The organism is Leucobacter sp. G161, assembly GCF_001482305.1.
Classification (GTDB): Bacteria; Actinomycetota; Actinomycetes; order Actinomycetales; family Microbacteriaceae; genus Leucobacter.
The window spans coordinates 77177-101347 of sequence record NZ_LOHP01000058.1 but is presented as its reverse complement, the minus strand read 5'-3'; the positions used below and the strand labels follow the sequence as shown (position 1 = coordinate 101347).

Below are 24171 nucleotides of genomic sequence, written 5' to 3'. Positions count from 1 at the left end.
CGGAGCATAGTGTGCCTTGGTTTACCGCATGGTGGTGCGGTTAGATCGGGATTCCATCCACACGTTTTGTCCTATAACCCCAGGAGGGCTCCTGTGCGGCGTTCTGGGGCCAAGCGCCCCCACCCCACCCGCGCCGCCCGAACGCTCGCTAGCGGGCCGTACGGGCGCGCACGGAGCTTCTTAGAGGTGCAGGGTGCTGATCCACGTTCGAGTGTCCGCTGGATCTATGACATCGTCGACGTCGAAGAGCATTGCCGCGGTCATCGCGCGACCTTGCTCGTATGATTCCGCGACGAGCTCGTCGTAGCGCGTAGCTCTCGCCTCCTCATCCTCGATGGCGGCAAGTTCCTTGGCGTACCCCAGGCGAACGGCACCCTCCAGCCCCATCGGGCCGAGCTCGCCGCTCGGCCAGGCGACAATAAATTGGCTCGCGGCCAGAGACCCGGCTGTCATCGCCATGGCGCCAAGTCCGTATCCCTTGCGAATAATCACAGCGCCGAGCGGCACGGTCAGCTTCGCGCCGGCCGCAAAGAGCTTCCCGAAGGCCTTCACTCCAGGCTCGTGCTCCGCTTCTGGGCCGACCATGAATCCGGGGGTGTCGACAAATGACACCACGGGCACCCCGTGAGCATTCGCGACCTCGAGGAGTTCAACGAACGAGCATGCCGCATCGACATCGATGGCGCCGCCCAGATGATGGTTGTCATTCGCCATGACCGCCACGGCCCGACCCCCTACGCGCGCAAACCCGGTGATCGCTCCTGGCGCGAATGCGCGGCGCAATTCCAGGAACGAGTCAACGTCGACGACACTGTCAATCGCCGCACGCATGCTGTACGCCCGGAGTCGATCGCCCGGAACCGCCCGCTGTGCGAGCTCGGGCTCGGGAATGATGACCGCGGCTTCGTGTACTTCGCCCTCCGACTCATCGGGGGAGCGGGGGGTGACGAGGGCCAAGAATGCCTGAGCCGCAGTAACCGCGGCAGCGTCATCGGCAACCACGATGTCAACCGCGCCGGTGCTCGCGTGCAGCTTCGCCGGACCGATGTCCTCAGGTGCCCACTTGCCCAGCCCACCGCCCTCGATCATGGCAGGCCCGCCCATGCCGAGATTGGCATCCGCAGTCGCAATGATCACATCTCCGACACCCGCGAGTGCGGCATTGCCCGCAAAGCATCGACCCGACACGATCGAGACGATGGGCACGACCCCCTTCAGGGCCGCAAGCGACGCAAACGTGTGCACATTGAGATGTGCCCCCGGGGCGACGTCGGTGTCGCCCGGGCGGCCGCCGCCGCCCTCGGCAAACAACACGATCGGGAGTCGTTTCGAGGTGGCGAGCTGAATGAGCCTGTCTGTCTTCGCATGATTCCTGGCCCCCTGGGTGCCGGCGAGCACCATGTAGTCGTAGCTCATCACGACGGCCCGGCGGGGGCCATCCGGAGTGCGAACGAGCCCGACGCCCCCGATCAAGCCGTCTCCGCTGGTGTTCGCGATGAGATCGGCAACCGATCTGCGGGCGGTTTGTGCAGCGATCACCAGCGGGCCGTATTCGACGAAGGATCCCGGGACGAGGAGATCCCCGAGGTTTTCTCGTGCGGTGCGCCGGTCGCGGGCGTGGACCTTCGCCACGGCATCGGGGCGCGCACCGTCGAGTGCCGCCAGGTGTCGCGCGGTGACTTCTGCGACTCCGGGGTGAACGGTGGAGCGCGTCGCGGACGTGTCCGACTGAGCCGTCTCGCGTGGCTGGACCGCAAACACCGGCTGCCCGGCAGTGACCGTCGTGCCGACAGACACGAGTGCCCGTGCTGCGGCGTGCGGCGGTGCAAGAATCGGATGATGCATCTTCATGGCCTCGATGAGACCCAGTTCGCCATGTGCGCTCTCGAGCGACACGATGGTTCCGCTGAGGGGTGCGAGAACAAGCTCCTCGCCTGGGGCAAGATCAGGTAATGCGTCCTCGACCCGCTGCTGCTCAGCCCTGTTCAGGCCGTTTGCGGGGTCGCTCAATGAAAATGTTTCCCGTGAAACGTTCCCGGCCTCGGCGAGAACGCGTTCGAGATGCTCGTCAATCCACCGGGTGTCGACCGATCCGAGCTCTGCGAGACCCAGGAGTGCCCGAATGAAGCTCGCATTCGTCGCGATACCACTGCAGGAGAATTCGGTGAGGGCAGCCACCGCGCGGCGGGAGGCGGCCGCAAGATCGGGGCCATCGACGATGAGTTTCGCGAGCAGTGTGTCGTAGAGTGCGCCAACCTCCGAGCCCGACTGCACCCAGGTGTCGATGCGTACGCCGCGACCCGTGGGGAGATCGAGGTGGTGAATAGTGCCGACAGCCGGGTGCAGAGTTCCGTGTGCATCGAAGGTTTCGGCAGAGATTCGCAATTGGATTGAGCTCCCGCTCGCGCCCGTCACGGGCAGCGGGAGATCCTCATGAATACCAAGCTCCGCCAGTGATCTGCCGAGGCCGATCTCGATCTGGCAGGCCACCAGATCGAGTCCCGTCACGGACTCCGTCACCGTGTGCTCGACCTGAATGCGAGGGTTGATTTCGAGGAGCACCCACTCGGATCCGCTCACGAGAAACTCGACGGTCGCGAGCGACACGTAGTCGAGGGAGGTGAGGAGGCTCCTGGCAGCGTCATGCAGCTCGCCCCTGAGTTGTGGATCGAGGCCGGGGGCCGGCGCAATCTCGATGACTTTCTGCCGCCGCCGCTGCAGGGAGCAGTCGCGGTCACCCAAGATCCGCACGCCGTCGGGCCCGCCGATGCCCTGTACTTCAATGTGCCGGGCAGCGGGAATGAGCCGTTCCGCGAACACTCGCGCATCACTGAATCCGTGTCGTGCCTCGGCTTGGCAACGGGCGAGCGCAGCGGGGACATCGGCGGCATCGCTGACGAGCGAGATGCCACGGCCGCCGCCGCCTGCCACGGCTTTAAGGGCGATGCCAGTGGGGTACGTGGCGAGCAGCTCAAGAGCGGGGTCCGCTGACTCGAGCACGCCGGTCGCTTGCGGCAGCGGGATGCCGAGACTGCGCGCGAGCGCCTGGGTCTCAGTCTTCGCTCCGGCACGCTCCAACGCCTCGGGTGACGGGCCGAGAAATATCAGCCCGGCTGCAGCACAGGCCCTCGCGAAGTCGGGGGACTCCGCAAGGAACCCGTACCCCGGGTGCACGAGGTCGACCCCCGATTCCACAGCGGCAGCCACGATGTGGGCAGCGTTGAGGTACGCGCTCGGGCCGATCCCCTCCAGCTCTACTGCGTGAGCCGCCAGCCGCACGTGCAGGCTGCTGGCGTCGTCGGCGGGGAACACCGCCACCGTGCGGATCCCCATGTCGCGTGCGGTGCGGATGATGCGAACGGCGATTTCGCCGCGGTTAGCGACAAGCAGCGTGGTCACGGTGTAGTGAGCTCCTTCATAAGTTCGACCTTGCGGATTTTTCCTGTTGCGGTCATCGGCATGGCGTCGACGAGGACAATCACGGGGACTTTGTACGTAGCCATCTGGGTGGTCGCCCACTCGCGGAGACTCTCCGCGGTTGCCGTTGCGCCCGGGGAAAGTTCAACGAAGGCGATGGGGCGTTGGCCGACAACGGGATCCTCCCGTGGCGCCACTGCGACTCTGACAACCTCGGGGTGGGACTTGAAGTACGCCTCAACTTCGGTCGGGAACACGCTCATCCCGTTCACCTTGATCATTTCCTTCGAACGGAACAGGTACGAGAGCCCGCCATGCTCGTTGAATTGGCCGGTGTCACCGGTGAGTAGCCAGCCATCCACCAGTGCCTCCCGCGATGCTTCCGGCTTGTTGTAATACGCCTTGAGTACCGACGGAGACTTCACGAGAATCTGCCCCGGTTCGCCGATGCTCACGGGGAGGAGGTCATCATCGACGACGATGATCGAAGTGCCGGGCACCGGATAGCCGCAGTAGGTTGGCTCAGCGAGCAAGTCATGGTCATCGGCGTGGAGGCCATACGTGAAGGTGTCAGCGGTGTGCGTCTCGGTCATGCCGTAAGAGGCCTCGTGGAGCAGTACTCCTGTCGCCTGCTGCCACTCGCGCCTGAGCGCAACGTCGAGCTTGCGTACGAACGAGATCGCAACGCATTCCTGCAGTGATGACGTGTCGGTGTGGGCGAACTCCGGCGACTCGAGCAGCTCAACATAGTTATCCGCTTGGGCGGCGACCCAGGTCACGCGCTGACTCTCAATGAGCGCGAGCGCGGTCGACGCGTCCCACCTGCTCATGATCACCACTGTCGCACCGTCAATCAGCGGATTCAGGAGACACATGTCCTCGCCCGCGATCCAGAACATGGGGAGGAACCCGAGCGAGACGTGGACGCGTCCACTGTCGTCGAGCGGTGTACCGGGGACACGCCCCTGGCCCAGTAGCGTGCTCTGCGCGGTGTAGATCATGTGGCCCTCGGTGTGCTCGCAGCCCTTCGGCATGCCCGTCGTGCCGCCCGTGTAGTTCAGCGCGGCGAGCGCGTCCCGGTCGCAGCGGATCGGGCGCACGGGCTCGGCGCGCATGATGTCGGCCCAGTCGGATCCCTCGCCGGCCGTGACTGCAGGGAAGGGCGCGGGCGGTACCGGCGGGGCGGTGAGCATGTCGCCTGGAGCGGTGAACGCGACATCGAGTGCCGGGGTGACCGCTGACAACGACGCGCCTTCGAAGTGTTCGGGGGCGGTTTCGCGCGCCTCGGCGACGATGGGGGCGAGAGACGGGTGGGTGAGCAAGAGTGTCACCCCGGCGTCAGCGAGTTCGTAGGCGAGCTCGCGAGCCTTGAACATCGGGTTGATTGGCACGTACACCGCCCCGATGCGCAGGATTCCGAGGAGCGCGATGGTGAGCTGGGGGCAGTTTCCGAGAAACACTCCGACGCGGTCGCCCGCGTGTACGCCACGTTCGCGGAGCCAGCCGGCAAAGGCCCCGGCGCTGCGTTCGAGCTCCGCATACGAAATATCGCGGCCGTAGAAGTGGATCGCGGTGGTATCGGGGCGCTCGCGTGCCCACCCCTGGAGGTAATCGTTGAGCCCGGCCGTTGGCGCAGGATCCACGTACTCGCGCGGGACATCAGCTGGCCAGTGCGCTCGGCGCTCGGCGAGTAATTCGGCAGCCTGATTCCACAGGTATTCTCTCGGCATCATTGCCACTCCTCTGCGTTGGTTGCCACACCGCCGTTGGTGTGGCCCCTCTTTCATTCCTAACGAACGCCAGCTTTGAACGCAAGCAACCTGGTCGAATGGTCTACTGCGGAACGACAAACGCGACGACGGCAGTGAGGTCCCTCTAAGCGGGAGCCGCAGCGAGCACCCGACTCGGGGCGAGCCGGGGAACGGGTGGCCGCAAGCTCGGGAACACGAACACGAATCGCAAATTTCATACGTTCCGCATATGGGTGCCTTCGTACGATGGGGGTATGCGCGTACTAATCGTCGAAGACGAGCCATTCCTGGCTGAGGCCATCCGTGATGGTTTGCGGCTGGAGGCCATCGCCGCGGACATCGCTGGCGACGGAGACCAAGCCCTTGAGCTGCTGAGCGTGAACGAGTACGACATTGCCGTGCTCGACCGGGATATCCCTGGCCCGTCAGGTGACGAGGTTGCCGCGACGATCGTCGCCTCTGGCACGGGGATGCCCATTCTCATGCTGACGGCGGCCGACCGGCTCGACGATAAGGCCTCGGGGTTTGAACTCGGCGCCGACGATTACCTCACGAAGCCCTTCGAACTCCAAGAGCTCGTTCTCAGATTGCGGGCCCTTGATCGCCGCCGTGCGCACCACCGGCCGCCCGTGCGGGAGCTCGCTGGGCTGAAGGTGGATCCGTTTCGCCGTGAGGTGTACCGTGACGGCAAGTACGTCGCGCTCACACGGAAACAGTTCGCCGTGCTCGAGGTGTTGGTGTCCGCGGAGGGCGGCGTCGTGAGCGCTGAAGAACTCCTCGAGCGGGCGTGGGACGAGAACGCCGACCCGTTCACGAACGCGGTGCGGATCACCATGTCGGCACTGCGGAAACGGATTGGGGAACCGGGGATTATCGTGACGGTTCCCGGCGTTGGCTACCGCATTGAGACCGGTGTGGATCCCACTCATGCCGCGGCGCAGTAGCCGGCGGGGAGTGAGCGCGCGACTGCGGCTCACCTTCAGCTACGCGGGGTTCTTGCTCATCGCTGAGGTGTTGATCCTCGCGGTCGTCTGGGTATTCCTACTGCGGTACGTCCCGGATCGGGCGGCGCTCATAGATGAGCAGCAGTTCTTCCCCGGACGGAACGACCTCATTCGGGCGTTTCTGCCGCCGGCGCTCTGGGCGCTGCTTGCGCTGCTCGCGATCGGTATCGGCGGCGGCTGGCTGCTCGCGGGCCGCATGCTCGCACCGCTTGCGCGGATGACGGCTGTCACCAGGCAGGTGAGCGCGGGCGCCTACGGAACCCGGATCGCGTTGGCGGGCTCTGACGACGAGTTCCGGGAACTCGCTGATGCCTTCGACGGCATGCTTGACCGGCTCGAAGCGCATGTGGCTGAGCAGGAACGGTTCGCCGCGAACGCCTCTCACGAGTTGCGCACACCGCTCTCGATCACGCAGACGATGCTCGACGTGGCGCGAAAGGACCCGCAAGTGCAGACGACCGGACTCATCGAACGACTGTGGACGGTGAATGCCAGGGCGATCGATCTGACGGAGTCGATGCTTACGCTGGGGAAGAGCGGCCGGCGATCCTTCGCCCGCACACCAGTGGATATCTCCCTCCTTGTAGACGAGGCCGTCGAGGCACTGCTGCCCCGAGCCGAGTCGCGCGGAGTGACGATGACGGTCGCGGGGGAGCCGGCCGCCGCGAGCGGATCTTCGGCACTGCTCCTGCAACTCACCAGCAACCTCGTCCTCAACGCGATTGTGCACAACCTCACGGACGGTGGGTGGGTCACTGCCACGACCTGGGAAGCCGACGGTCGCGCCGTTCTGTGCGTCGAGAATAGTGGGCGGCGGCTGCCACAGGAGCTCGTGTCGACGCTCACCGAACCGTTTCAGCGTGGCGTCGAACGCATCCGCAGCGACGATTCAGGGGTCGGGTTGGGGTTGGCGATCGTGCAGAGCATCACTCACGCGCACGACGGAACGCTCACGCTCACCGCACGGCCCGACGGCGGGATCACGGCGACGGCGGATCTGCCGGCTGCCTCAGGCGAAATCGCCGAGTAACACCATCGCTGAGCCGATAACGATCGAGAGCAGCACCCCGAAGACTCCGGCCCGCGACAGCACGCCGCCGTAGCCGAAGCGGCTGCGTGTGCGTGACGCCACGTACAGGGCGACCCCGATCATGCCGCCCGCAGTGTTGACGAGGACGTCGGTGGTGTCTGCTGCTCCAACGCCGAGCACAAACTGGAGAAGTTCGTAGCTCAGGCTGGTGCCCGCGATGATGCAGAGCCCGAGCGTCCAGGGCCGACGCGGAACGAGGGCCGCGAGGATCATCCCATAGGGAACAAAGGCGAGGAAGTTCGCAGCGACCTCGCCGGGTGCGCTCGGACCGAACTCTGCGCTCGCGACAAACGGGACGAGCTTCACGGGCCCGAACCCAGTCCCCGCGTGTGGAACGCTGAGCTTCCAGACGATGGCCCACGTCAAGAGGAAAAGATAGCTGACGAACGCCGTCGCGATCACCGGCGTGGCGTTGCCAGGCGTTGTCGCGGGGAGGTGGGGCAGGGCGCGATGCTGGGTGTGAGTCGTGTCGAGCATGATCCCAGTCAACGGCGGACGCTGTTGCGAGAGCGTTCACGGTTTTCGATACGCGGACGACATACTGACGCCGATGGACGCGTGCAAGGAGACCCGCGCCCGCGTCCATCGGCCTGCGAAGGTTACGCCTCCCAGCGGCGGAACAGCGCAGCGAGCGCCTGACCCCCGCCGATGCACATCGACACGATCGCGTGGTCATGCCCGCGGCGCTGCAGATCCATCGCCGCGCGTAGTGAGAGGATCGCGCCGGTGGCGCCGACCGGGTGACCGAGCGCGATTGCGCCGCCGTACGGGTTCGTCCGGGCCGGATCGAGGCCGGAATCGCGGATCACCGCGAGGGCCTGCGATGCGAACGCCTCGTTCATCTCGGTGTGTCCGATCTCGTCGGGCGACAGCCCAGTCTGCTCGAACAGTTTCGCGAGCGCGAGCGTCGGTGCGTAGCCCATGATCTCAGGCTCGATCCCGGCAGTGGTGACCGCCTCGATGGTCGCGAGCGGCGAGAGCCCGCGCTCACGGGCATCGGATTCGCGCATAAGCACGACCGCGCCTGCGCCGTCGTTGATGCCTGAAGCGTTGCCTGCGGTCACCGATCCGCCCTCGCGGAAGGCGGGGCGCAGCCCAGCGAGCACCTCCTGCGTTGTTCCTGGCTTGGGGTGCTCATCGACGGAGACCGTCACGGGCTTGCGGCCCGAGGTGGTGACCGGCACGATCTCTTCCGCGAACACCGCCTGGGACTCGGGAAGCGCGGCGCGGCGCTGGCTCTCAACCGCGAACGCGTCCTGATCCTCGCGGCTCACGCCGAAGCGTTCTGCGACGTTCTCGGCGGTGGTGCCCATGTGCTTTCCGGTGAACGGATCGCTGAGCATCTGCAACGTCCCGTCAACTAGGGTGCGGTCGCCGAGCCGGTCGTTGAACCGGGCGTTGTAGTCGTAGAACGGGAGCCTCGTCATGTTCTCGTCGCCGCCGGCAACGACGACGTCCACGCCGCCCCAGAGGAGTTGTTGTGCACCTGACCAGATCGCCTGCAGCCCCGATCCGCACAGCCGGTTCACCGTGAACGCTGGCACGCGGGTGTGCAGGCCGGCCCCGAGCGCGACCCGCCGAGCATTGTAGGCGTCTGCTCCGATCTGACCGATATTGCCCATGACGACCTCGCCGACCTCATCGCCGGAGATGCCGGCCCGGATGAGCGCTTCCCGCACCGCGAACGCGCCCAGTTCGTGCGCTTCGGTATCGCGAAACGCCTTTCCGAAGCTCCCGATAGGCGTGCGAGCTCCCGCAATAATTGCGACTCTCTCAGAAGTATTCACGGTGGTGTCTCCTCACAGTGGTGTGCAAGGAACGCGTGATGCATCACAGGGCTCCGTTGCGTGATCAATCTCGACCCCAGCATCTCAGATTGCGTGGCGTCTGGGCAGGGCAGAAGTGCACAGTGTGCCGGCGGACGGCTGTGACCGGAGCTCAACAATCTATTGGTTGACAGGTGTTGCTTTGTGATTTCATACTCGAAGGGAGAGGGACGTCGGGCCCGGCGCCCCGAGACCACGCTTGCAGACCGAGGGACAAACCATGTCAACGTCGACACCCCACCCCGTACCCGAGCTCACGGAATATCTGCGCGACTCGCCATCCAACTGGGGAAAGTGGGGGCCGGACGACGAAGTCGGCTCGCTCAACTACCTCACCCGCGACGAAGTGCTTCGCGGCATCGGGCACGTGGTGTCCGGGAACGTGGTGACGCTGCAGCGGCTCATCGGTGACCCGAAGGGCGACCCGGTCTGGCCGTCGCGCACGCCAGCGGTGCGCACGATGGTCTCCGACGAATCGACCTGGGACTCAGCGGATGCGCCACAGTATCCGGGAGGCGCTCATTACGCTGACGACAAGCTCGAGGCATTTCTGCAGGGGTCGACGCAGTACGACGCGCTCGGTCACGCCTGGTACGACGGCCAGTTGTGGAACGGCTACGACGCCAGAACGACCATCGGTGGCCTCGATCGGGCGAGCATTCGACCCATTGCGGATCGGGGCATCGTCGGCCGAGGGATTCTGCTGGATATGGCGCGATTCCGTTCGAAGGCCGCCCTCGAGCCTGCGGAGACGTTTACGCATGAAGACCTGCTCGCGTGCGCTGCTGCGCAGGGCGTCACCATCGAGAAACACGACATCCTCATCATCCGGACGAATTTTCTCCAGCGCTTTTTTGACTTGGGCGACGCGTTCTATGAGGACTTCTGCGAACCAGGGTTGACGCACAGCACCGAACTCGTTCGGTGGTTTCACGAGATAGAGCTTCCGAATCTTGTCACCGACACGATTGCTAACGAGGTGACGATTGATCCGGAGTCGGGGATCGCGCTCCCGCTGCACAGCGCACTCATGCGCAATCTAGGCGTGACTCTCACCGAACTCTGTGACCTGGAGGCCCTCGCTGATGCTTGTGCAGAGCACGGCCAATACACGTTCCTCTATGTGGCTGCGCCGCTCAAGATACACGGGGCGACGGGTGCTCCTGTCAACCCGATCGCAATTCTGTAGGTGACGTCATGGCGACCGCAGCACAGCCGTGGCGGGGGAGTGACTCCGAAGGACTGCCGCACGAGATCTCAGTTGAGTATGCATCGGTACTCGCCGCGTTTGCAGCAACCGTGGAGCGGAATCCAGCCGCCACCGCCATTCACTATTTCGATGGCGCACTGAGTTTTCGCGACCTCGACGAGCGCTCTGATGCGCTCGCGGTTGCATTGCAGGAGCGGGGCTTCAGCCGCGGCGATCGGCTCGCGCTCTACCTGCAGAACAATCCCGCGTTCGTCGTCGGGCTGATCGCTGCCTGGAAAGCCGGTGGAATTGCCGTCGCGGTCAACCCGATGAACCTGGAACGGGAGCTCGCACACGTCCTCGGTGACTCTGGAGCCCGCGTGCTGCTGTGCCTCGATGAGCTGTACGAGCGGGTCGCTCGCTCGGTCGTCGAACGGGACGGCAGTACGGTGGCGACCGTCATTACCTGTTCGCCGCGGGATGACCAGACGCGTGGGGACGCGCGAGTATTCCCGCCCGAGGTGACGAGTGCTCTCAGCGGGCGTGGCGCCCTCACGCACGAGAGGTGCGATCTTTCGGCGCTCGTCGCAGGGTTCCCCGGGCGTCGACCGACGCCGGAACCGCTTGCCGCGTCTGACACTGCGATGCTCGTCTACACGTCGGGCACGACCGGCATGCCGAAAGGGTCGATGAGTAGTCACGGCAACATGGCATGAACCGCGCAGGTGTACCGGGATTGGATGGGCCTGACCCCGGCCGACCGAATCTTAGGGATCGCACCGCTCTTTCACATCACCGGCATTATCGGCCACGTTGCCGCCTCTCTGCTCATCGGCTGCCCGCTGCTACTTGCCCACCGCTTCGAGCCGGGGACGGTACTCGATGTGATGCGTGAACATCGTCCCACCTACGTTGTCGCGGCGATCACCGCGCTCATGGCACTGATGCTTCATCCGAGCGCCTCGCGGGCCGACTGGGAGTCGTTCCGCGCGGTGTTCTCAGGCGGGGCGCCGATTGCGCCGGCGATCGCCGAGCAGTTTGAGCGGGCGACAGGGCAGTATCCGCACAACGCCTACGGGCTGACGGAGACTAATTCCCCGGCCCACTGCGTGCCGGGCGGGGTGCGGGCCCCCGTCGATCCGGACAGCGGCGCGCTATCTGTCGGGGTCGCCGTGTTCAACACGACGACGCGTATCCTCGACGACTCGGGGGAGCCACTCCCACCGGGCGAGATCGGGGAGATCGCGATCGCGGGCCCGCAGGTCGTCCCCGGCTACTGGCACGATCCGCAATCGAGCCGAGCCGCGCTCCCAGGCGGCGAGCTGCGCACGGGCGATGTCGGCTTCGTGAACGACGCAGGATGGTTGTTTATTGTCGACCGCAAGAAGGACATGATTAATGTCTCCGGCTACAAAGTGTGGCCGCGGGAGGTCGAAGACGTGCTCTATCAACACCCCCCGGTGCGCGAGGCCGCCGTGGTTGGTGTGCCCGATGCGTACCGCGGTGAGACCGTGAAGGCATACGTGTCCATCACCGCAGGATCGAGTCTCGAACCGGGTGAGCTCATCGAATACGCGAGGCAGCGGATGGCCGCCTACAAATACCCCCGGCTCGTTGAGGTGCCCGACGAGCTGCCGAAAACGGTGACCGGGAAGATCCTTCGTCGCGTCTTGCGAGAGGATTCACGGGACACTCACTAGCGCAAAACCTTCGCCGCGATAGTGTGTGTGCGTGAGTAGCGCCGAAGATATCACCGCAGAGAAGCGGCCGCAGCGCGGTCGGCCACGCAATGGGGACGCTCGGGGAGCGGTCATCGCGGCAGCCCTGAAGAGCTTTGCCGCACGTGGCTACTTTGGCGCGTCCATGCGCGACATTGCCGCTGAGGCCGATATTGCGATCGCGGGAATCTACCACCACTTCGCCAGTAAACAGGAGCTGTTGCAGGCTGTGATGACGATGACGCTGCAGGATGTGCTCGCGAGCACCCGAGCACGCGTTGCCGCAGCGCCCGACGGCGACCCGGTCGAGCAGCTCGCCGGTCTCGTGCGAGCGTGGGTCGAGTTCCACACCGTTCGCCAGGAGGAGGCCCGCGTCGGCGCTTCTGCGGTGCACTGTCTTGAGGGCGACGGCCGTGAACGGGTCATCGCCCTGCGCGACGAGCAAGAGGACCTGTTTGTCGAGGTTGTCGAGCGAGGAACGCGCCTCGGCGTGTTTACGACGCCGTACCCGCGGGAGGCGGCGCGCGCGATCATCAACATGGGCATCGCGGTTGCCACCTGGTACCGGCTTGATGGGGACATTACGCCGCACGGCCTCGCCGAACGCTACGCGCGGATGTCGCTCGACATGGTCGGCGCGGTGGCAATCCGAGCGTAGCTCGCGGAGCCTAGCGCGCTCGGCCTGAGGGGCGGCCGGTTGTATTTGAACGATCGTTCGTTTACGCTCGAAGCAGCCGGGGAGCGCGAATCACCAGAATGCCTCCTGCGGTTTTCGTCGAATGGCCCGAAGGAGCGCCCACATGACTGCTGCTGCACACCCACACCACCCCGGGGAAGTACGGGAACTCACTCACTTTGTCGGTGGGGAACACGTTGCGGGAACCTCGGGACGCTTTGGCGACGTCTACGACCCGAGCGTCGGAATCGTTCAGGCGAGGGTGCCGCTCGCAACCACCGCCGAGGTCACCGCGGTGATCGATAACGCTGCCGAAGCGCAGGTGGCCTGGGCGGCGCTCAACCCGCAGCGGCGCGCGCGCGTGCTCCTGCGTTTCCTCGACCTCATCGCACGGGATACGCCGGAACTCGCGAAGATGCTCTCCCGCGAGCACGGAAAGACCGTTCCCGACGCGATCGGTGATATCCAGCGCGGCGTCGAGGTCATCGAGTTTGCGGTTGGCGGCCCGCACCTGCTCAAGGGTGAATACTCCAACGGTGTTGGCACCGGCGTCGACGTCTACTCGATGCGGCAGCCGCTCGGCGTGGTCGCTGGGATCACCCCGTTTAACTTCCCGGCCATGATCCCGCTCTGGAAGGCAGGCCCCGCGCTTGCCGCCGGCAACTCATTCATTCTGAAGCCGTCTGAGCGCGATCCGTCGGTGCCGCTGCGCATTGCCGAGCTGCTGCTCGAGGCGGGCCTGCCGCCAGGGGTCTTCAACGTCGTCAACGGCGACAAGGAGGCCGTCGACGCGCTGCTCCACGACGATCGCGTTCGCGCAATCGGGTTCGTTGGATCCACCCCGATCGCACAGTACATCTACGAAACCGCTGCGATGCAGGGCAAGCGGGCACAGTGCTTTGGCGGCGCTAAGAACCACATGATTGTCATGCCCGACGCTGATCTCGATCAGGTCGCTGATGCGCTCATCGGCGCGGGCTACGGCTCGGCGGGGGAGCGCTGCATGGCGATCTCCGTCGCGGTGCCGGTCGGCGAGGCCACCGCGGAAGCGCTGGCAGCGAAGCTCAGCGAGCGCGTGAAGGAGCTCAAGATCGGACCGGCGCTCGACGAGACCGCCGATTACGGACCGCTCGTCTCCGCCGATGCGAAGGCGCGCGTCGAACACTACATTCAGCTCGGTGTCGACGAGGGCGCGACGCTGCTCGCTGACGGACGCGGCCACGTTGTTGAGGGCTACGAGAATGGCTACTACCTCGGCCCAACGCTGTTCGACCACGTCACCCCCACGATGAAGATCTACCTCGAGGAGGTCTTCGGACCGGTGCTCGTGATTACCCGGGCCGAGACTTACGAAGAGGCGCTGGCGCTTGCGAGTGACCACGAGTACGGCAACGGTGTTGCGATCTTTACCCGAGACGGCGACACCGCACGGGACTTCACCGCGCGCGTGAACGTTGGCATGGTCGGCGTGAACGTGCCGATTCCGGTGCCGATCGCGTACCACACGTTTGGCGGCTGGAAGCGTTCGGGCTTCGGCGACCTCAACCAGCATGGGCCCGATTCGTTTAGGTTCTACACGAAGACGAAGACCGTCACGAGCCGTTGGCCGTCCGGCACCAAAGAGGGAGCAAGCTTCGTCATTCCGACGATGGACTAACACGCCATGAATGACACAGCTATGGAAGAGCGGGCAGCGCTGGTTGAGGCCGTTCGCGATTTTGCGAATGCTGAGCTCGCCCCGTTTGCGGCCGAGCGCGACGCGGGGAAGATCTTCCCCGTCGAAGCGCTGGCCGCAGCGGGCGAGCTCGGTCTCGGCGGCATCTATGTCGGAGACGAGTACGGCTCTGGCCTGTCGCGCCTCGATGCTGTCGCGATCTTCGAGGAGCTTGCGAAGGGTGACACCGCGGTCGCGGCGTACATCTCGATCCACAACATGACCGCGTGGATGATCGACACCTTCGGGTCGGCTGAACAGCGGGCACGGTGGCTGCCTGGGATGACATCGATGCGGGATCTCGGCGCCTACTGTCTCACGGAGCCCGGCGCCGGGTCCGATGCGGCCGCGATCACCACGAGCGCGCGCCGTGAGGGCGACGAGTACGTCATCAACGGCACCAAGCAGTTCATCTCGGGCGCGGGCGCCGCGGCAGTGTACGTCGTGATGGTGCGCACCGGTGGCCCCGGGGCCAGTGGGATCAGCACCGTGGTCGTCGAGAAGGATACCCCCGGGCTGAGCTTCGGACCGAACGAGCACAAGATGGGCTGGAACGCGCAGCCCACTCGCCAGGTGATTTTCGAGGACGTTCGAGTCCCGGTCGGTAACCGGCTGAGCGAGGAGGGCGACGGCTTCCGGATCGCGATGAAGGGCCTGAACGGTGGCCGGGTCAACATCGGCGCGTGTTCGGTCGGAGGAGCCCAGTGGGCGCTCGAGCGCGCGACGGCCTACGTGCAGGAACGGCACGCGTTTGGTGCCCCACTTGCGGCGAACCAGTCGATCGTGTTCGCGCTCGCGGACATCGAAACCGACCTGCAGGCCGCACGCGCGCTGCTCGAACGAGCCGCGACGAAGATGGACAGTAATGCGAGCGACACCGCCGTCGCGTGCGCGCTCGCGAAACGCTTCGCAACGGACGCGGCGTTTGACGCTGCGAACAAGGCGTTGCAGTTGCACGGCGGCTATGGCTACCTGCACGAGTACGGGATCGAGCGGGTGGTTCGCGACCTGCGGGTGCACCAGATCCTTGAAGGAACCAACGAAATTATGCGCACGATCATCGGGCGTGGGCTGCTGCAGGGTGGCAAGCGATAGCTCACGGCCCGCGGTGACCGCTGCGGCAAGCGAAGGAGAGAACATGACAACGATTGCGTTCATCGGGCTCGGACACATGGGGCGGCCAATGGCGGCGAACCTCGCGACCGCGGGCTTTGCCGTCCGCGGGTTCGACCTGGTCCCGGAGCTCTGCGACGCGGCACGGGCGGCCGGGGTGGAGATCGCGCCGTCAGCCGCCGACGCGGTGACGGATGCGGACATCGTCATCACGATGCTGCCGGCAGGGAAACACGTGCTCGCAGCGTACGAGGGCGGGGATTCACCTGGCCTGCTCGGCGCAGCTCGACCAGGCACGCTGTTCCTCGACTGCTCGACGATCGCCGTAGATGAAGCGCGGAGCGCAGCTGCGCTTGCGGTTGCCGCGGGCCACCGCGCGTTGGACGCGCCCGTCTCGGGCGGTGTGGTCGGTGCGGAGAACGGCACGCTCGCCTTCATGGTCGGGGGAGAGGCAGCAGACTTTGCCGCCGCTAAACCTGCCCTCGAAGCGATGGGCGGGCGCATTGTGCACTGCGGCAGCGCCGGCCTCGGGCAGGCCGCGAAGGTGTGTAACAACATGATTCTGGGTGTGACGCAGATCGCGGTGGCAGAGGCCTTTGTGCTGGGTGAGCGCCTCGGGCTATCTCACCAGGCGCTGTTCGACGTCGCGAGCAATGCCTCGGGCCAGTGCTGGGCGCTCACCACGAACTGCCCGGTGCCCGGGCCGGTGCCGACAAGCCCCGCGAACAACGACTACGAGCCGGGCTTTGCCGGCGCGCTCATGGCGAAGGATCTCGGCCTCGCCGAGCAGATGATCGCGCTCACCGGCGTTGACGCTCAGCTCGGGCTGCTCGCACAGAGCCGGTATGCGGAGTTTGCTTCGGGCCCGGGCGCCCATCAGGATTTCTCGGGGATCATCAACACGATTCGCGACGCGAACGTCGACGCGTAAGAGGCCTCAACGCTAGTTGCGGGCGTAGAGCCGCGTTGCGAGCTCGACGAGCGCCTCGATTCCGTTCGGGGCCTCGTCGCGCCACCAGACCAGCCGAACCGCGATGCGCGGGGCGTCTGTGATGGGGATGAACCGGATACCGCTGCGGGCGTGGTGCACCGATGTCGCCTCTGCGGTCACACCGACGGCCTCTCCTGCGGAGAGGGTGTTCAGCCAGTCCTCCGTATCGGTGACCGCAATGAATGTGTCTGGCGCGGGGCCGCCGTCCCAGAGTTCGCGCTTGGTGGTGCCCGAACGGGGTTCTGCGGCGACTGTGCGCCCGGCAAATTCGCGCATGCGCAGTGTCCGGCGCTTGGCCCACTGGGGGTCGTCGGCCGAGAACACTGCGAAGCGTCGTTCGAGACCTATGACGGCGCTTGAGAACCGCGCAGCATCGGGCGGGATGCGCATGATGGCGACGTCGCAACGTCCCTCGGCGAGGCCCGAGGTCGGTGTGCTGTGCTGCGAGAAGTGCAGTTCGGTGTTGGGGTACTGCGCCCGCCATTCGCGCAGCACGCTTGTGGTGTGCTTGCCGAGCGCAGACCAGGCATAGCCGAGGCGAAGCCGGTCGTGTTCGCGCTCTGCCAGCGTATTGACGGTGTCGACCTGCGCGAGAAGCCTACGCGCCTGTGGCAGTAGCGCTTCCCCAAACGCTGTGGGTTCGCAGCCGTGTCGCCCCCGCCTGAGTACCCGTTGCCCGAGCGCCCGCTCCAGGCTCGAAATTGCCCGCGAAGCGGAGGCCTGTGAGATGTGGAGTTCGATGGCCGCATCAGTAATCGTGCCGAAGCTTGCAGCCAGCACAAAGCAGCGCATTTCCCGCAGTGACCATTCCATACGGTAAGCGTATGTAAAGGACGAAACTTGCACAATGTGAAATCCAGGAATCGGCCTATGGTGGAGCCGTGACCACACAGAATATCCCCGTGCAGGGCGCCACAGTGCATGCCGCGACCGGTGCGTCGCTCGGGCGCGGCATTGCACTCACACAGGTTGCCTCCCTCGGGAATCAGCTCGGCGCGGCGACGGGTGCGCTCGCCTTCCCTGCGATCGGTCCGATTGGCGTGGTGGCGGTGCGGCAGTTGGTCGCAGCGGCCGTGCTCGTGCCGATCGGGCGCCCAAACTTCCGCACGATGCAGCGCGGGGACTGGATAGCTGTGACGGCCCTCGCGCTTGTGTTCAGCATCATGAACACCTCGGTGTACGTCGCGATCGACCGGCTCGGCCTTGGCCTCGCTATCACCCTGGAATTCCTCGGCCCGCTCGCGCTGGTGATCCTGAGTGCGCGCAGGCTCGTCGATCTGCTGGGTGGCCTGCTTGCCGTCGTGGGAGTGGTCATCCTCGTGAACCCGGGGCCGAGCTCGGATCTTCTCGGTGTTGCGATCGGTCTCGTGTCAGCCGGGGCGTGGGCAGCGTACATCCTGCTCAATCGCCATATCGGCCAGCGCCTCCCGGGGGTGCAGGGCACCGCAACAGCGAGTCTCATCTCGGGGGTCATATGGATCCCGATCGCGATCGCGTGGTTCTCACACCACCCGCTGCCACTGTGGGCACTGGGGCTCGCGGTGCTCTGTGCGCTCGCTTCCTCGGTGTTGCCGTTCTCGGTCGATGTGATTGCGCTCCGGCTGTTGCCGGCAGGGCTCTTCAGCACGCTGCAGAGCATGCACCCGGTGTGGGCGGCGCTCGTCGGGCTCGTGATACTTGGGCAGCAGCTTGCTGTGAACGAGATGCTGGGCATCGCCCTCGTCGTCGTCAGCAATGTGCTCGTCACCTCAACGAATGCAGTGCGGGTGCGTCGCTGACCTGCACTACCGTGCTGCCCCGCACCTCCGCACAAAACTGCGCCTCCGCTCGTAGACTGGCAGCATGATCCAGTGGCGCGCCGATGTGCTCGGCGAAGGCTTTGAGTACCTCACGTTCGAACTCGGGGCCGACGACGACCCGGGGCTGGCGGCGCCCGCTGCTGACAACCAGGAGGGGCCACTCGACGCCCGTAGGCTCGTCGCGACCCTCGTGAGATCGCTGCCCAATCCACTGACGTTCTGGCAACGACTCACGTCGCAGCAGCGTGACTGTGAAGATGTCGATGTCCTCTACGTGCATGGCTGGTCGGACTACTTCTTCCAGACAGAGCTCGCGAAGTTCTGGACGGACCGTGGCGCGCGCTTCTTTGCGATCGATCTCAGGCGGTATGGGCGAAGCCTGCGCCCGGGACAGACGCCGGGCTACATCGCCGATCTCGGCGACTACGACGCCGAGATCGAGTTCGCGCTCGCTGAGATGCGCTCCTCGGTGCCGCGCAACGAGACAGAACGCAAGCTTGTGCTCCTCGGCCACTCCACTGGCGGGCTTGTGCTGAGCCTGTGGGCGAACAGGCACCCCGGTGTTGCAGACGCGCTCGTGCTCAACAGCCCGTGGCTCGAACTCCAGCTCTCCGCCCGTGGCAGACAGGTGATCGCGCCCATCGTGAACCTCGGTGCGCGGTATAGCCCGCTTGAGGGTATCCCGCAGCTCGACTACGGATTCTACGCGCGTGCGGTGCAGGAGGTTGGGCCGCCGGATGAGGTCGCCCGAATCAACACCGAGTGGAAACCGGAAAAGAGTCATCCTGTGCACAACGGTTGGCTGCGGGCCATCCTCGCTGGGCATGACCTGGTCTACCGTGGGCTGCACATCGATGTGCCCGTCTGCGGGATGCTCTCGGCACGTTCCGCGCTTCCCGCACGATGGAGCGACGAGCTCACCCGGGCAGACTCAGTGCTCGACGTCGACGACATCGCACGTGCCGCGCTGCGACTTGGCTCGTCAGTGACGCTCGAACGGATTGACGGCGCCCTGCACGACATCTTCATGTCGGCCAGCGGACCGCGTGCTGACGCATACGCTCGGCTCGACCGCTGGGGCAAGGGGTGGCGCAGAGCGATTGACTGAGCCGCGCGGTAGGCTCACTGTATGGATCTTCGGGTAGCGGCCTACGCGGTCATTGAGCGCCGCGGCAAGATCCTGCTGACCCATTGGCGCCGCGGGCACTTGCACGGCTGGACGCTGCCCGGCGGCGGTCTCGAGGCAGGCGAGGATCCCAAGGACGCGGTGGTCCGGGAAGTGCTCGAAGAAACCGGGCTCAACGCTCGCGTTGGCAAGCTCCTCGGCGTCGACTCCCGGGTGATGGTGCGCGAGGAGGTTCCCGAGGGGACCGACCCGGAAATGCATACGATCCGCATCGTGTATCGAGCGACAGTGCAGGACGGACCGCTGCAGAACGAGGTCGATGGCTCCTCGGATGAGGCGCGGTGGGTCTCGCTCAAAGACGTGAACTCGCTGAAGACGCTGTCGCTCGTCCAGACCGGTCTGCGGATGGCGGGCATTGCTCGCCGCGGGAACAGCGGATCGGGCCGGGGCGGGCAAGGGCGTTCGGGCGGTGCGAAGTCGGGCGGTGCGAAGCAGGGTGCGCAGAAACCTAATAGCGCCAAGGGTGGCGGCGCGCAGTCCGGTGGCACGCCAAAGGCTAGCGCCACGCGCTCGAGCTCAGGACGCTCAAAGTCACGCGGCGCTAGCCGCCCGGCTCGAAAAGCCGGAGAAGACTAAACCTCCGGGGCGACCCAGAGCTCGTCGTCGGTGCGGAACGCCTGCCACAGTGCATAGCCGACGCCAACGGCGGCAGCGGCGCCCAGCGCAATAGCGACGATGCCGCCAACATTGCGCTTCTTCTTCACTGGCTCGAGGTAGCCGGTGCGCACACCGAAGTCGCGCACCTGCGCGGCAGCCTTCGGGTTCTCGATCTCGTCGAGCGTGCGAATGGTTGACGCGAGTGCATTCGCGCCCGCCGGAGCGGTTGCGCGCTTCACGGTGCGCGCCGCATTGCGTGCTGAGGCGACGCCGCGATCCACAACCGGACGGACACGATCGACGGCCTGATCCACGCGAGGAGCGACGTGCTCATCGCTCAGCAGCCAGGCCTGGTGACCTGCGTCCTTGATTACCGCACCTGCGTTTCCGAGCACAAACAACTGCTGATCCAGCAGTTCCTGAGCGTCAGAGCGCAGGCCACGGAGCTCGCGACGACGCTTGCGTGAGAGTTTCATTCGGATCCTCCTTCAAGTAGCACGGGACGCGCCCACTTGGCTTCCCACGCTACACCGTACACTTGTGACATGACCATTCACACCGCAGTAGCGACTATCCACACCAACCACGGCGACATCGTTATCAACCTCTTTGGTGACCATGCACCCAAGACGGTGAAGAACTTCGTTGACCTCGCAGAGAAGGGATTCTACGACGGGGTGATCTTCCACCGCATCATCCCGAACTTCATGATCCAGGGTGGCGACCCCACCGGCACCGGCACCGGCGGCCCCGGCTACAACTTCGACGATGAGATCCACCCAGAGCTCACCTTCTCGAAGCCGTACCAGCTCGCAATGGCGAACGCTGGCAAGCGCCCGGACATGACTGGCCGCATGGCGGGCACCAACGGCTCGCAGTTCTTCGTCACCACGATCGCTCCCGACTGGCTCAACGGCAAGCACACCATCTTCGGTGAGGTCGCTGACGATGGGTCGAAGGCTGTCGTCGACACGATCTCCGCAGTACAGACCGGCGCAGCCGACCGTCCCGTCGAGGACGTCGTGATGACCGGCGTCGACATCGTCACGGTCTAACCTTGGTGTCGAGCGGCCCGAGCTTTGGGGAGCGGGCTGAGTATGGCGAGAGCGATGTCTGCTACCGCCACCCCGGACGACAGAGCTTCACGCTGTGTCAGCGCTGCGGGCGAACGATCTGCGCGGAATGCCAGATCGAGTCGCCGGTTGGAGTGCTGTGCCGTGACTGCGTGAAGCAGACGAGCGGGGGCCCCAAGGGGGTCGCGCGCGTCGGTCGTTCAGCTCGGGTTGCCGGGCGCCGATTTGCGGCGCTGGACTACCCGGTGACGATGTCGATCATTGCGATCAACGTCGTTGTCTTCGCGCTGCAGCTGCTGAGCAATTACTTCGGCAGCAACGGGGTGACTGGCGCGCTCTGGTACGTCCCGACGTACTCCCTTGCAGACGGCGTGCACCAGGTTGCCCCCGGTACGCTGCCTGGGTATCCCGAGGGTGCGCTGCTCAGCGCCGAGTTCCAGCCGTGGCGCATGCTCACGGTGATGTTCACGCACTCGGTGGGATTCCTGCCGCACATTCTGTTCAACATGCTCGCCCTGTACATGTTCGGGCGCAACCTTGAACAGATCATCGGCAAGTGGCGATTCCTCGCGCTCTACGTGTTCGCCGGCATCGGCGGCTCCCTGGGCGTCATGCTCTGGGGGTACGCAGACACGAGCACGATCTTTACTCCGACCGTTGGCGCATCAGGTGCGATCTTCGGGGTCATGGCCGCCACGGTCGTCGCCTTCCCGGTCGATGAACGCGAACGTCACGTCACTCATCGTGCTGCTCGGCATCAACTTTGGTATCGGATTCATGCCGGGGGCCAACATCTCTTGGCAGGCGCACCTCGGGGGCATGATTGTGGGCGCGCTCACCATGTGGATCGTCGTGCAGACCCGCGGTCCGCGACTCAAGACGCGGCAGATCGTTTCGATGTCCGTCGTCGCGGCAGTGCTCATTGCACTGTCCTGCGCATACCTCGTGGTGTCGCCGCTGTAACTCGCGCGGGCACAGCAAAGCGGCGTCACAATGCGGGGTGAAACCGGCTCGGTGAACACCCCTGTCGCGATCCACCCGCCTGTGAAAAGTTATCCACAGGGTTCTCCCCACCTGGGGAGAATTACACCGATGTAGTTCGGGGGAGCCTGTGGATTACTTCCACCACGGAGTCATGAGGAACCCGATGAGCACGAAGCCGAAGCCGACGAAGATATTCGCCTGACCCAGCTGCGGAATCGGGAGCTGCAAGTTCGAGCTCGTGATGTAGAACAGTACGATCCAAATGAGTCCGAGAAGCATGAAGCCGAACATCACCGGCTTGAACCACACCGGGTTGGGTGCGTCCCTCCGGGCGGCTTCTCTCTGCTCGCGTTGTGCCGCGATCTCTGCCGCGTTGCGCTTGCTCACGTCTTTACCAGCTGCTGCCATGCCTACAGTCTACCCAGTTCGTAGTGTGTGCCCAGTGTGCTCGTCCTAGAATGGCTACAAATGAACCAAGCACACTCGCCTCGAGGCCGCCGACGTCGCGCACGATTGAGTCCGCTGACCGTCATCGGTGAGCTGCTCATCGTGGGTGGGCTTGCCGTGTTCGGATACATCGTGTGGCAGCCCTGGCACACCGGCTTCGTCGTGACGGGCAAACAGCTTGAACTGACCCAGTCCGCGTCGGCTGACTGGGACGCGCAGGCAGCCGAGCGGCCACCGTTCGACGGCACCGTCCCGATCCCGGAGGTTCCGGCCATCGGAGAGGTCTTCGGACAGCTACACGTTCCTGCATTTGGCACCACATTTGCCAACAGCGTTGCGGAAGGCACTGGCTGGTGGGAGACGCTGAACTACGAGGACAAGGGCATCGGCCGGTACCCCGACAGCTCCATGCCGGGTGAAGCCGGCAACTTCGCCCTTGCTGCCCATCGCTCGGGAGGCTACATCACGCCGTTCAAGGAGGTCATGAACCTCCGCGTCGGAGACCCGCTCTTCTTCGAAACGGCTGACGGGTGGTACACCTATCGCTTCCGCTCCCTCGAATACGTCTGGCCGACCGAGGGAGAGGTGCTGAACGCCTTCCCCCGCATGGACGGCATAGACCCCACGGATCAGGTGATGACGCTCACCACGTGCCACCCGAAAAACTGGGGCACCGATGAGCGGGCGATCGCCTATTCCATCTTTGAAAGCTTCCAGCCGAGGTCTGACGGACCTCCCGCGGAACTCATCGAACTCAATCCTGCGATCGTCGAAGGAGCGGCATAGTGTTTTCACTCATCTGGCGGTTCTTTCCGGGCCCGGCCTGGCTTCGCGTCATCGTGCTGCTGGGCGCAGCGGTTGCGCTCGTCTGGGCGCTCATTACCTATGTCTATCCGTGGGCGCTCGAAATGCTGCCCGAACAAGAATCGACGGTGGGAACATGACCCGTGTACTCGTGATCGACAACTACGACAGCTTTGTCTACACGCTAAACGGCTACTTGCAGCAGCTCGGGGCAGAGACCCGGGTGATCCGCAACGACGACGTGAGCGTCGGCGAGCTCGAACACCTCGTGCGGGAATTCGACGGCGTGCTCATCTCGCCAGGGCCCGGAACGCCCGCCGCGGCCGGAGTCTCTATTCCCATGGTCGGCATCGCCATCAAGCACGGGGTGCCGCTATTGGGCGTGTGCCTCGGACATCAGGCGATCGCAGAGGCCCTGGGAGGCACCGTCACCCACGCTGCCGAACTCATGCACGGCAAGGTATCGCGCGTGCGGCACTCACACGATGAGTTCTTCACCGGTGTACCCGAAGAGTTCGATGCCACCAGGTACCACTCGCTAGCCGTTGTGCGGAGCACAGTGCCTGACAGCCTCACCATCACCGCCGAGACCGCCGGAGGCGTGGTCATGGGCCTTCGGCACCGTGAGCTGCCAATCTTTGGCGTGCAGTACCACCCGGAGTCCGTACTCACCGAGGGCGGCTACCAGCAGCTCGGCAACTGGCTGCGCGTGGTGGGGCTCGAGAACGCCGCGGCAGTCGCTGCGACGCTCTCTCCGCTTATCGTGACGGACTGACCAGGCTGAGAGTCTCG

22 protein-coding genes and 2 pseudogenes are annotated in these 24171 nt (G+C 65.0%); 17 read left to right on the top strand and 7 right to left on the bottom strand.

Annotated features, from left to right (window positions below; genetic code table 11):
- Positions 1 to 180: 180 nt before the first annotated feature.
- Together AUL38_RS07305 and AUL38_RS07300 are read right to left on the bottom strand one after the other, a co-directional pair.
- Positions 181 to 3399, bottom strand: a complete 3219-nt coding sequence (locus AUL38_RS07305) for a carboxyl transferase domain-containing protein (RefSeq protein ID WP_059060609.1) — start codon at positions 3397 to 3399, stop codon at positions 181 to 183.
- Positions 3396 to 5150, bottom strand: a complete 1755-nt coding sequence (locus AUL38_RS07300) for an AMP-binding protein (protein WP_059060607.1) — start codon at positions 5148 to 5150, stop codon at positions 3396 to 3398. Before AUL38_RS07300 ends, AUL38_RS07305 begins: the two co-directional genes overlap by 4 nt.
- A gap of 272 nt (positions 5151 to 5422) precedes the next feature.
- Here AUL38_RS07300 and AUL38_RS07295 point away from each other — a divergent pair, with 272 nt between their 5' ends.
- Complete coding sequence (locus tag AUL38_RS07295; RefSeq protein ID WP_059060605.1) at positions 5423 to 6112, top strand: response regulator transcription factor; 690 nt, start codon at positions 5423 to 5425, stop codon at positions 6110 to 6112.
- Between the two features lie 10 nt (positions 6113 to 6122).
- A complete protein-coding gene (locus tag AUL38_RS07290) occupies positions 6123 to 7202 on the top strand; it encodes a HAMP domain-containing sensor histidine kinase (RefSeq protein WP_304438375.1) in 1080 nt (359 codons plus the stop codon).
- Here AUL38_RS07290 and AUL38_RS07285 read toward each other — a convergent pair.
- Together AUL38_RS07285 and AUL38_RS07280 are read right to left on the bottom strand one after the other, a co-directional pair.
- On the bottom strand, positions 7182 to 7739 hold the full coding sequence (locus AUL38_RS07285) for a VanZ family protein (protein ID WP_153006502.1): 558 nt from the start codon (positions 7737 to 7739) through the stop codon (positions 7182 to 7184). The two genes, AUL38_RS07290 and AUL38_RS07285, sit on opposite strands and share 21 nt — an antisense overlap.
- A gap of 122 nt (positions 7740 to 7861) precedes the next feature.
- Complete coding sequence (locus AUL38_RS07280) at positions 7862 to 9049, bottom strand: thiolase family protein (RefSeq protein ID WP_059060599.1); 1188 nt, start codon at positions 9047 to 9049, stop codon at positions 7862 to 7864.
- A gap of 259 nt (positions 9050 to 9308) precedes the next feature.
- On the opposite strand from AUL38_RS07280, the gene AUL38_RS07275 reads away from it, so the two are divergent.
- From AUL38_RS07275 to mmsB, 7 genes and pseudogenes are all read left to right on the top strand, one after another.
- Positions 9309 to 10277, top strand: coding sequence for a cyclase family protein (locus tag AUL38_RS07275; RefSeq protein WP_059060596.1), 969 nt, complete (start codon positions 9309 to 9311; stop codon positions 10275 to 10277).
- Between the two features lie 8 nt (positions 10278 to 10285).
- Positions 10286 to 11545 (top strand): annotated as a pseudogene (locus tag AUL38_RS07270) (class I adenylate-forming enzyme family protein); the annotation flags it as partial.
- A 123-nt stretch (positions 11546 to 11668) separates the two neighbouring features.
- Positions 11669 to 11977, top strand: a complete 309-nt coding sequence (locus AUL38_RS17715; protein ID WP_235590646.1) for a hypothetical protein — start codon at positions 11669 to 11671, stop codon at positions 11975 to 11977.
- A 31-nt stretch (positions 11978 to 12008) separates the two neighbouring features.
- A complete protein-coding gene (locus AUL38_RS07265) occupies positions 12009 to 12653 on the top strand; it encodes a TetR family transcriptional regulator (protein ID WP_201023707.1) in 645 nt (214 codons plus the stop codon).
- Positions 12654 to 12795: 142 nt separating this feature from the next.
- The gene (locus tag AUL38_RS07260; RefSeq protein ID WP_059060594.1) at positions 12796 to 14328 is read left to right on the top strand and encodes a CoA-acylating methylmalonate-semialdehyde dehydrogenase; all 1533 of its coding nucleotides are present in this window, start codon (positions 12796 to 12798) and stop codon (positions 14326 to 14328) included.
- A 6-nt stretch (positions 14329 to 14334) separates the two neighbouring features.
- Positions 14335 to 15480, top strand: a complete 1146-nt coding sequence (locus tag AUL38_RS07255; RefSeq protein WP_059060592.1) for an acyl-CoA dehydrogenase family protein — start codon at positions 14335 to 14337, stop codon at positions 15478 to 15480.
- 43 nt (positions 15481 to 15523) lie between these two features.
- Positions 15524 to 16429, top strand: coding sequence for a 3-hydroxyisobutyrate dehydrogenase (gene mmsB / locus AUL38_RS07250; RefSeq protein ID WP_059060591.1), 906 nt, complete (start codon positions 15524 to 15526; stop codon positions 16427 to 16429).
- 12 nt (positions 16430 to 16441) lie between these two features.
- On the opposite strand, the gene AUL38_RS07245 is transcribed toward mmsB, so the two are convergent.
- Positions 16442 to 17302, bottom strand: coding sequence for a LysR family transcriptional regulator (locus AUL38_RS07245; RefSeq protein ID WP_059060589.1), 861 nt, complete (start codon positions 17300 to 17302; stop codon positions 16442 to 16444).
- A gap of 68 nt (positions 17303 to 17370) precedes the next feature.
- On the opposite strand from AUL38_RS07245, the gene AUL38_RS07240 reads away from it, so the two are divergent.
- The 3 genes from AUL38_RS07240 to AUL38_RS07230 all read left to right on the top strand — a co-directional run bounded on the left by AUL38_RS07240 (position 17371) and on the right by AUL38_RS07230 (position 20050).
- Positions 17371 to 18267: a DMT family transporter gene (locus tag AUL38_RS07240; protein WP_235590644.1), complete on the top strand. Its 897-nt coding sequence runs from the start codon at positions 17371 to 17373 to the stop codon at positions 18265 to 18267.
- 64 nt (positions 18268 to 18331) lie between these two features.
- Positions 18332 to 19396 carry an alpha/beta hydrolase gene (locus tag AUL38_RS07235; RefSeq protein ID WP_059060587.1) on the top strand — a complete coding sequence of 355 codons (1065 nt, stop codon included), beginning with the start codon at positions 18332 to 18334 and terminating at the stop codon, positions 19394 to 19396.
- Positions 19397 to 19417: 21 nt separating this feature from the next.
- Positions 19418 to 20050, top strand: coding sequence for an NUDIX hydrolase (locus tag AUL38_RS07230; RefSeq protein ID WP_083506683.1), 633 nt, complete (start codon positions 19418 to 19420; stop codon positions 20048 to 20050).
- On the opposite strand, the gene AUL38_RS07225 is transcribed toward AUL38_RS07230, so the two are convergent.
- On the bottom strand, positions 20047 to 20547 hold the full coding sequence (locus tag AUL38_RS07225; protein ID WP_059060585.1) for a hypothetical protein: 501 nt from the start codon (positions 20545 to 20547) through the stop codon (positions 20047 to 20049). The two genes, AUL38_RS07230 and AUL38_RS07225, sit on opposite strands and share 4 nt — an antisense overlap.
- Positions 20548 to 20616: 69 nt before the next feature.
- On the opposite strand from AUL38_RS07225, the gene AUL38_RS07220 reads away from it, so the two are divergent.
- Positions 20617 to 21126 (top strand): peptidylprolyl isomerase, encoded by a 510-nt coding sequence (locus AUL38_RS07220; RefSeq protein WP_059060583.1) that lies wholly within the window; start codon positions 20617 to 20619, stop codon positions 21124 to 21126.
- 269 nt (positions 21127 to 21395) lie between these two features.
- Positions 21396 to 22107: pseudogene (locus AUL38_RS17710) on the top strand (rhomboid family intramembrane serine protease).
- A gap of 153 nt (positions 22108 to 22260) precedes the next feature.
- On the opposite strand, the gene AUL38_RS07210 reads toward AUL38_RS17710, so the two are convergent.
- A complete protein-coding gene (locus AUL38_RS07210; RefSeq protein ID WP_083506682.1) occupies positions 22261 to 22536 on the bottom strand; it encodes a cell division protein CrgA in 276 nt (91 codons plus the stop codon).
- A gap of 60 nt (positions 22537 to 22596) precedes the next feature.
- Between AUL38_RS07210 and AUL38_RS07205 the strand changes: the two genes are divergently transcribed.
- From AUL38_RS07205 to AUL38_RS07200, 3 genes are read left to right on the top strand one after another with little or no spacing between them, the layout of a single operon-like run.
- Positions 22597 to 23361 carry a class E sortase gene (locus AUL38_RS07205; RefSeq protein WP_083506681.1) on the top strand — a complete coding sequence of 255 codons (765 nt, stop codon included), beginning with the start codon at positions 22597 to 22599 and terminating at the stop codon, positions 23359 to 23361.
- Positions 23361 to 23519, top strand: a complete 159-nt coding sequence (locus AUL38_RS17555) for a hypothetical protein (RefSeq protein ID WP_201023706.1) — start codon at positions 23361 to 23363, stop codon at positions 23517 to 23519. The genes AUL38_RS07205 and AUL38_RS17555 overlap by 1 nt, the downstream gene beginning before the upstream one ends.
- Positions 23516 to 24154 carry an aminodeoxychorismate/anthranilate synthase component II gene (locus AUL38_RS07200; RefSeq protein WP_059060581.1) on the top strand — a complete coding sequence of 213 codons (639 nt, stop codon included), beginning with the start codon at positions 23516 to 23518 and terminating at the stop codon, positions 24152 to 24154. Before AUL38_RS17555 ends, AUL38_RS07200 begins: the two co-directional genes overlap by 4 nt.
- Positions 24155 to 24171: the final 17 nt, after the last annotated feature.

What these genes read in the sequence shown, in the direction of transcription:
- AUL38_RS07225 (WP_059060585.1), bottom strand. Translation starts at nt 20,547, where the DNA reads ATGAAACTCTCACGCAAGCGTCGTCGCGAGCTCCGTGGCCTGCGCTCT.
- AUL38_RS07260 (WP_059060594.1), top strand. Translation starts at nt 12,796, where the DNA reads ATGACTGCTGCTGCACACCCACACCACCCCGGGGAAGTACGGGAACTC.
- AUL38_RS07255 (WP_059060592.1), top strand. Translation starts at nt 14,335, where the DNA reads ATGAATGACACAGCTATGGAAGAGCGGGCAGCGCTGGTTGAGGCCGTT.
- AUL38_RS07285 (WP_153006502.1), bottom strand. Translation starts at nt 7,739, where the DNA reads ATGCTCGACACGACTCACACCCAGCATCGCGCCCTGCCCCACCTCCCC.
- AUL38_RS07295 (WP_059060605.1), top strand. Translation starts at nt 5,423, where the DNA reads ATGCGCGTACTAATCGTCGAAGACGAGCCATTCCTGGCTGAGGCCATC.
- AUL38_RS07235 (WP_059060587.1), top strand. Translation starts at nt 18,332, where the DNA reads ATGATCCAGTGGCGCGCCGATGTGCTCGGCGAAGGCTTTGAGTACCTC.
- AUL38_RS07220 (WP_059060583.1), top strand. Translation starts at nt 20,617, where the DNA reads ATGACCATTCACACCGCAGTAGCGACTATCCACACCAACCACGGCGAC.
- AUL38_RS07230 (WP_083506683.1), top strand. Translation starts at nt 19,418, where the DNA reads ATGGATCTTCGGGTAGCGGCCTACGCGGTCATTGAGCGCCGCGGCAAG.
- AUL38_RS07300 (WP_059060607.1), bottom strand. Translation starts at nt 5,150, where the DNA reads ATGATGCCGAGAGAATACCTGTGGAATCAGGCTGCCGAATTACTCGCC.
- AUL38_RS07200 (WP_059060581.1), top strand. Translation starts at nt 23,516, where the DNA reads ATGACCCGTGTACTCGTGATCGACAACTACGACAGCTTTGTCTACACG.
- AUL38_RS07205 (WP_083506681.1), top strand. Translation starts at nt 22,597, where the DNA reads ATGAACCAAGCACACTCGCCTCGAGGCCGCCGACGTCGCGCACGATTG.
- AUL38_RS07210 (WP_083506682.1), bottom strand. Translation starts at nt 22,536, where the DNA reads ATGGCAGCAGCTGGTAAAGACGTGAGCAAGCGCAACGCGGCAGAGATC.
- AUL38_RS07275 (WP_059060596.1), top strand. Translation starts at nt 9,309, where the DNA reads ATGTCAACGTCGACACCCCACCCCGTACCCGAGCTCACGGAATATCTG.
- mmsB (WP_059060591.1), top strand. Translation starts at nt 15,524, where the DNA reads ATGACAACGATTGCGTTCATCGGGCTCGGACACATGGGGCGGCCAATG.
- AUL38_RS17715 (WP_235590646.1), top strand. Translation starts at nt 11,669, where the DNA reads ATGATTAATGTCTCCGGCTACAAAGTGTGGCCGCGGGAGGTCGAAGAC.
- AUL38_RS07245 (WP_059060589.1), bottom strand. Translation starts at nt 17,302, where the DNA reads ATGGAATGGTCACTGCGGGAAATGCGCTGCTTTGTGCTGGCTGCAAGC.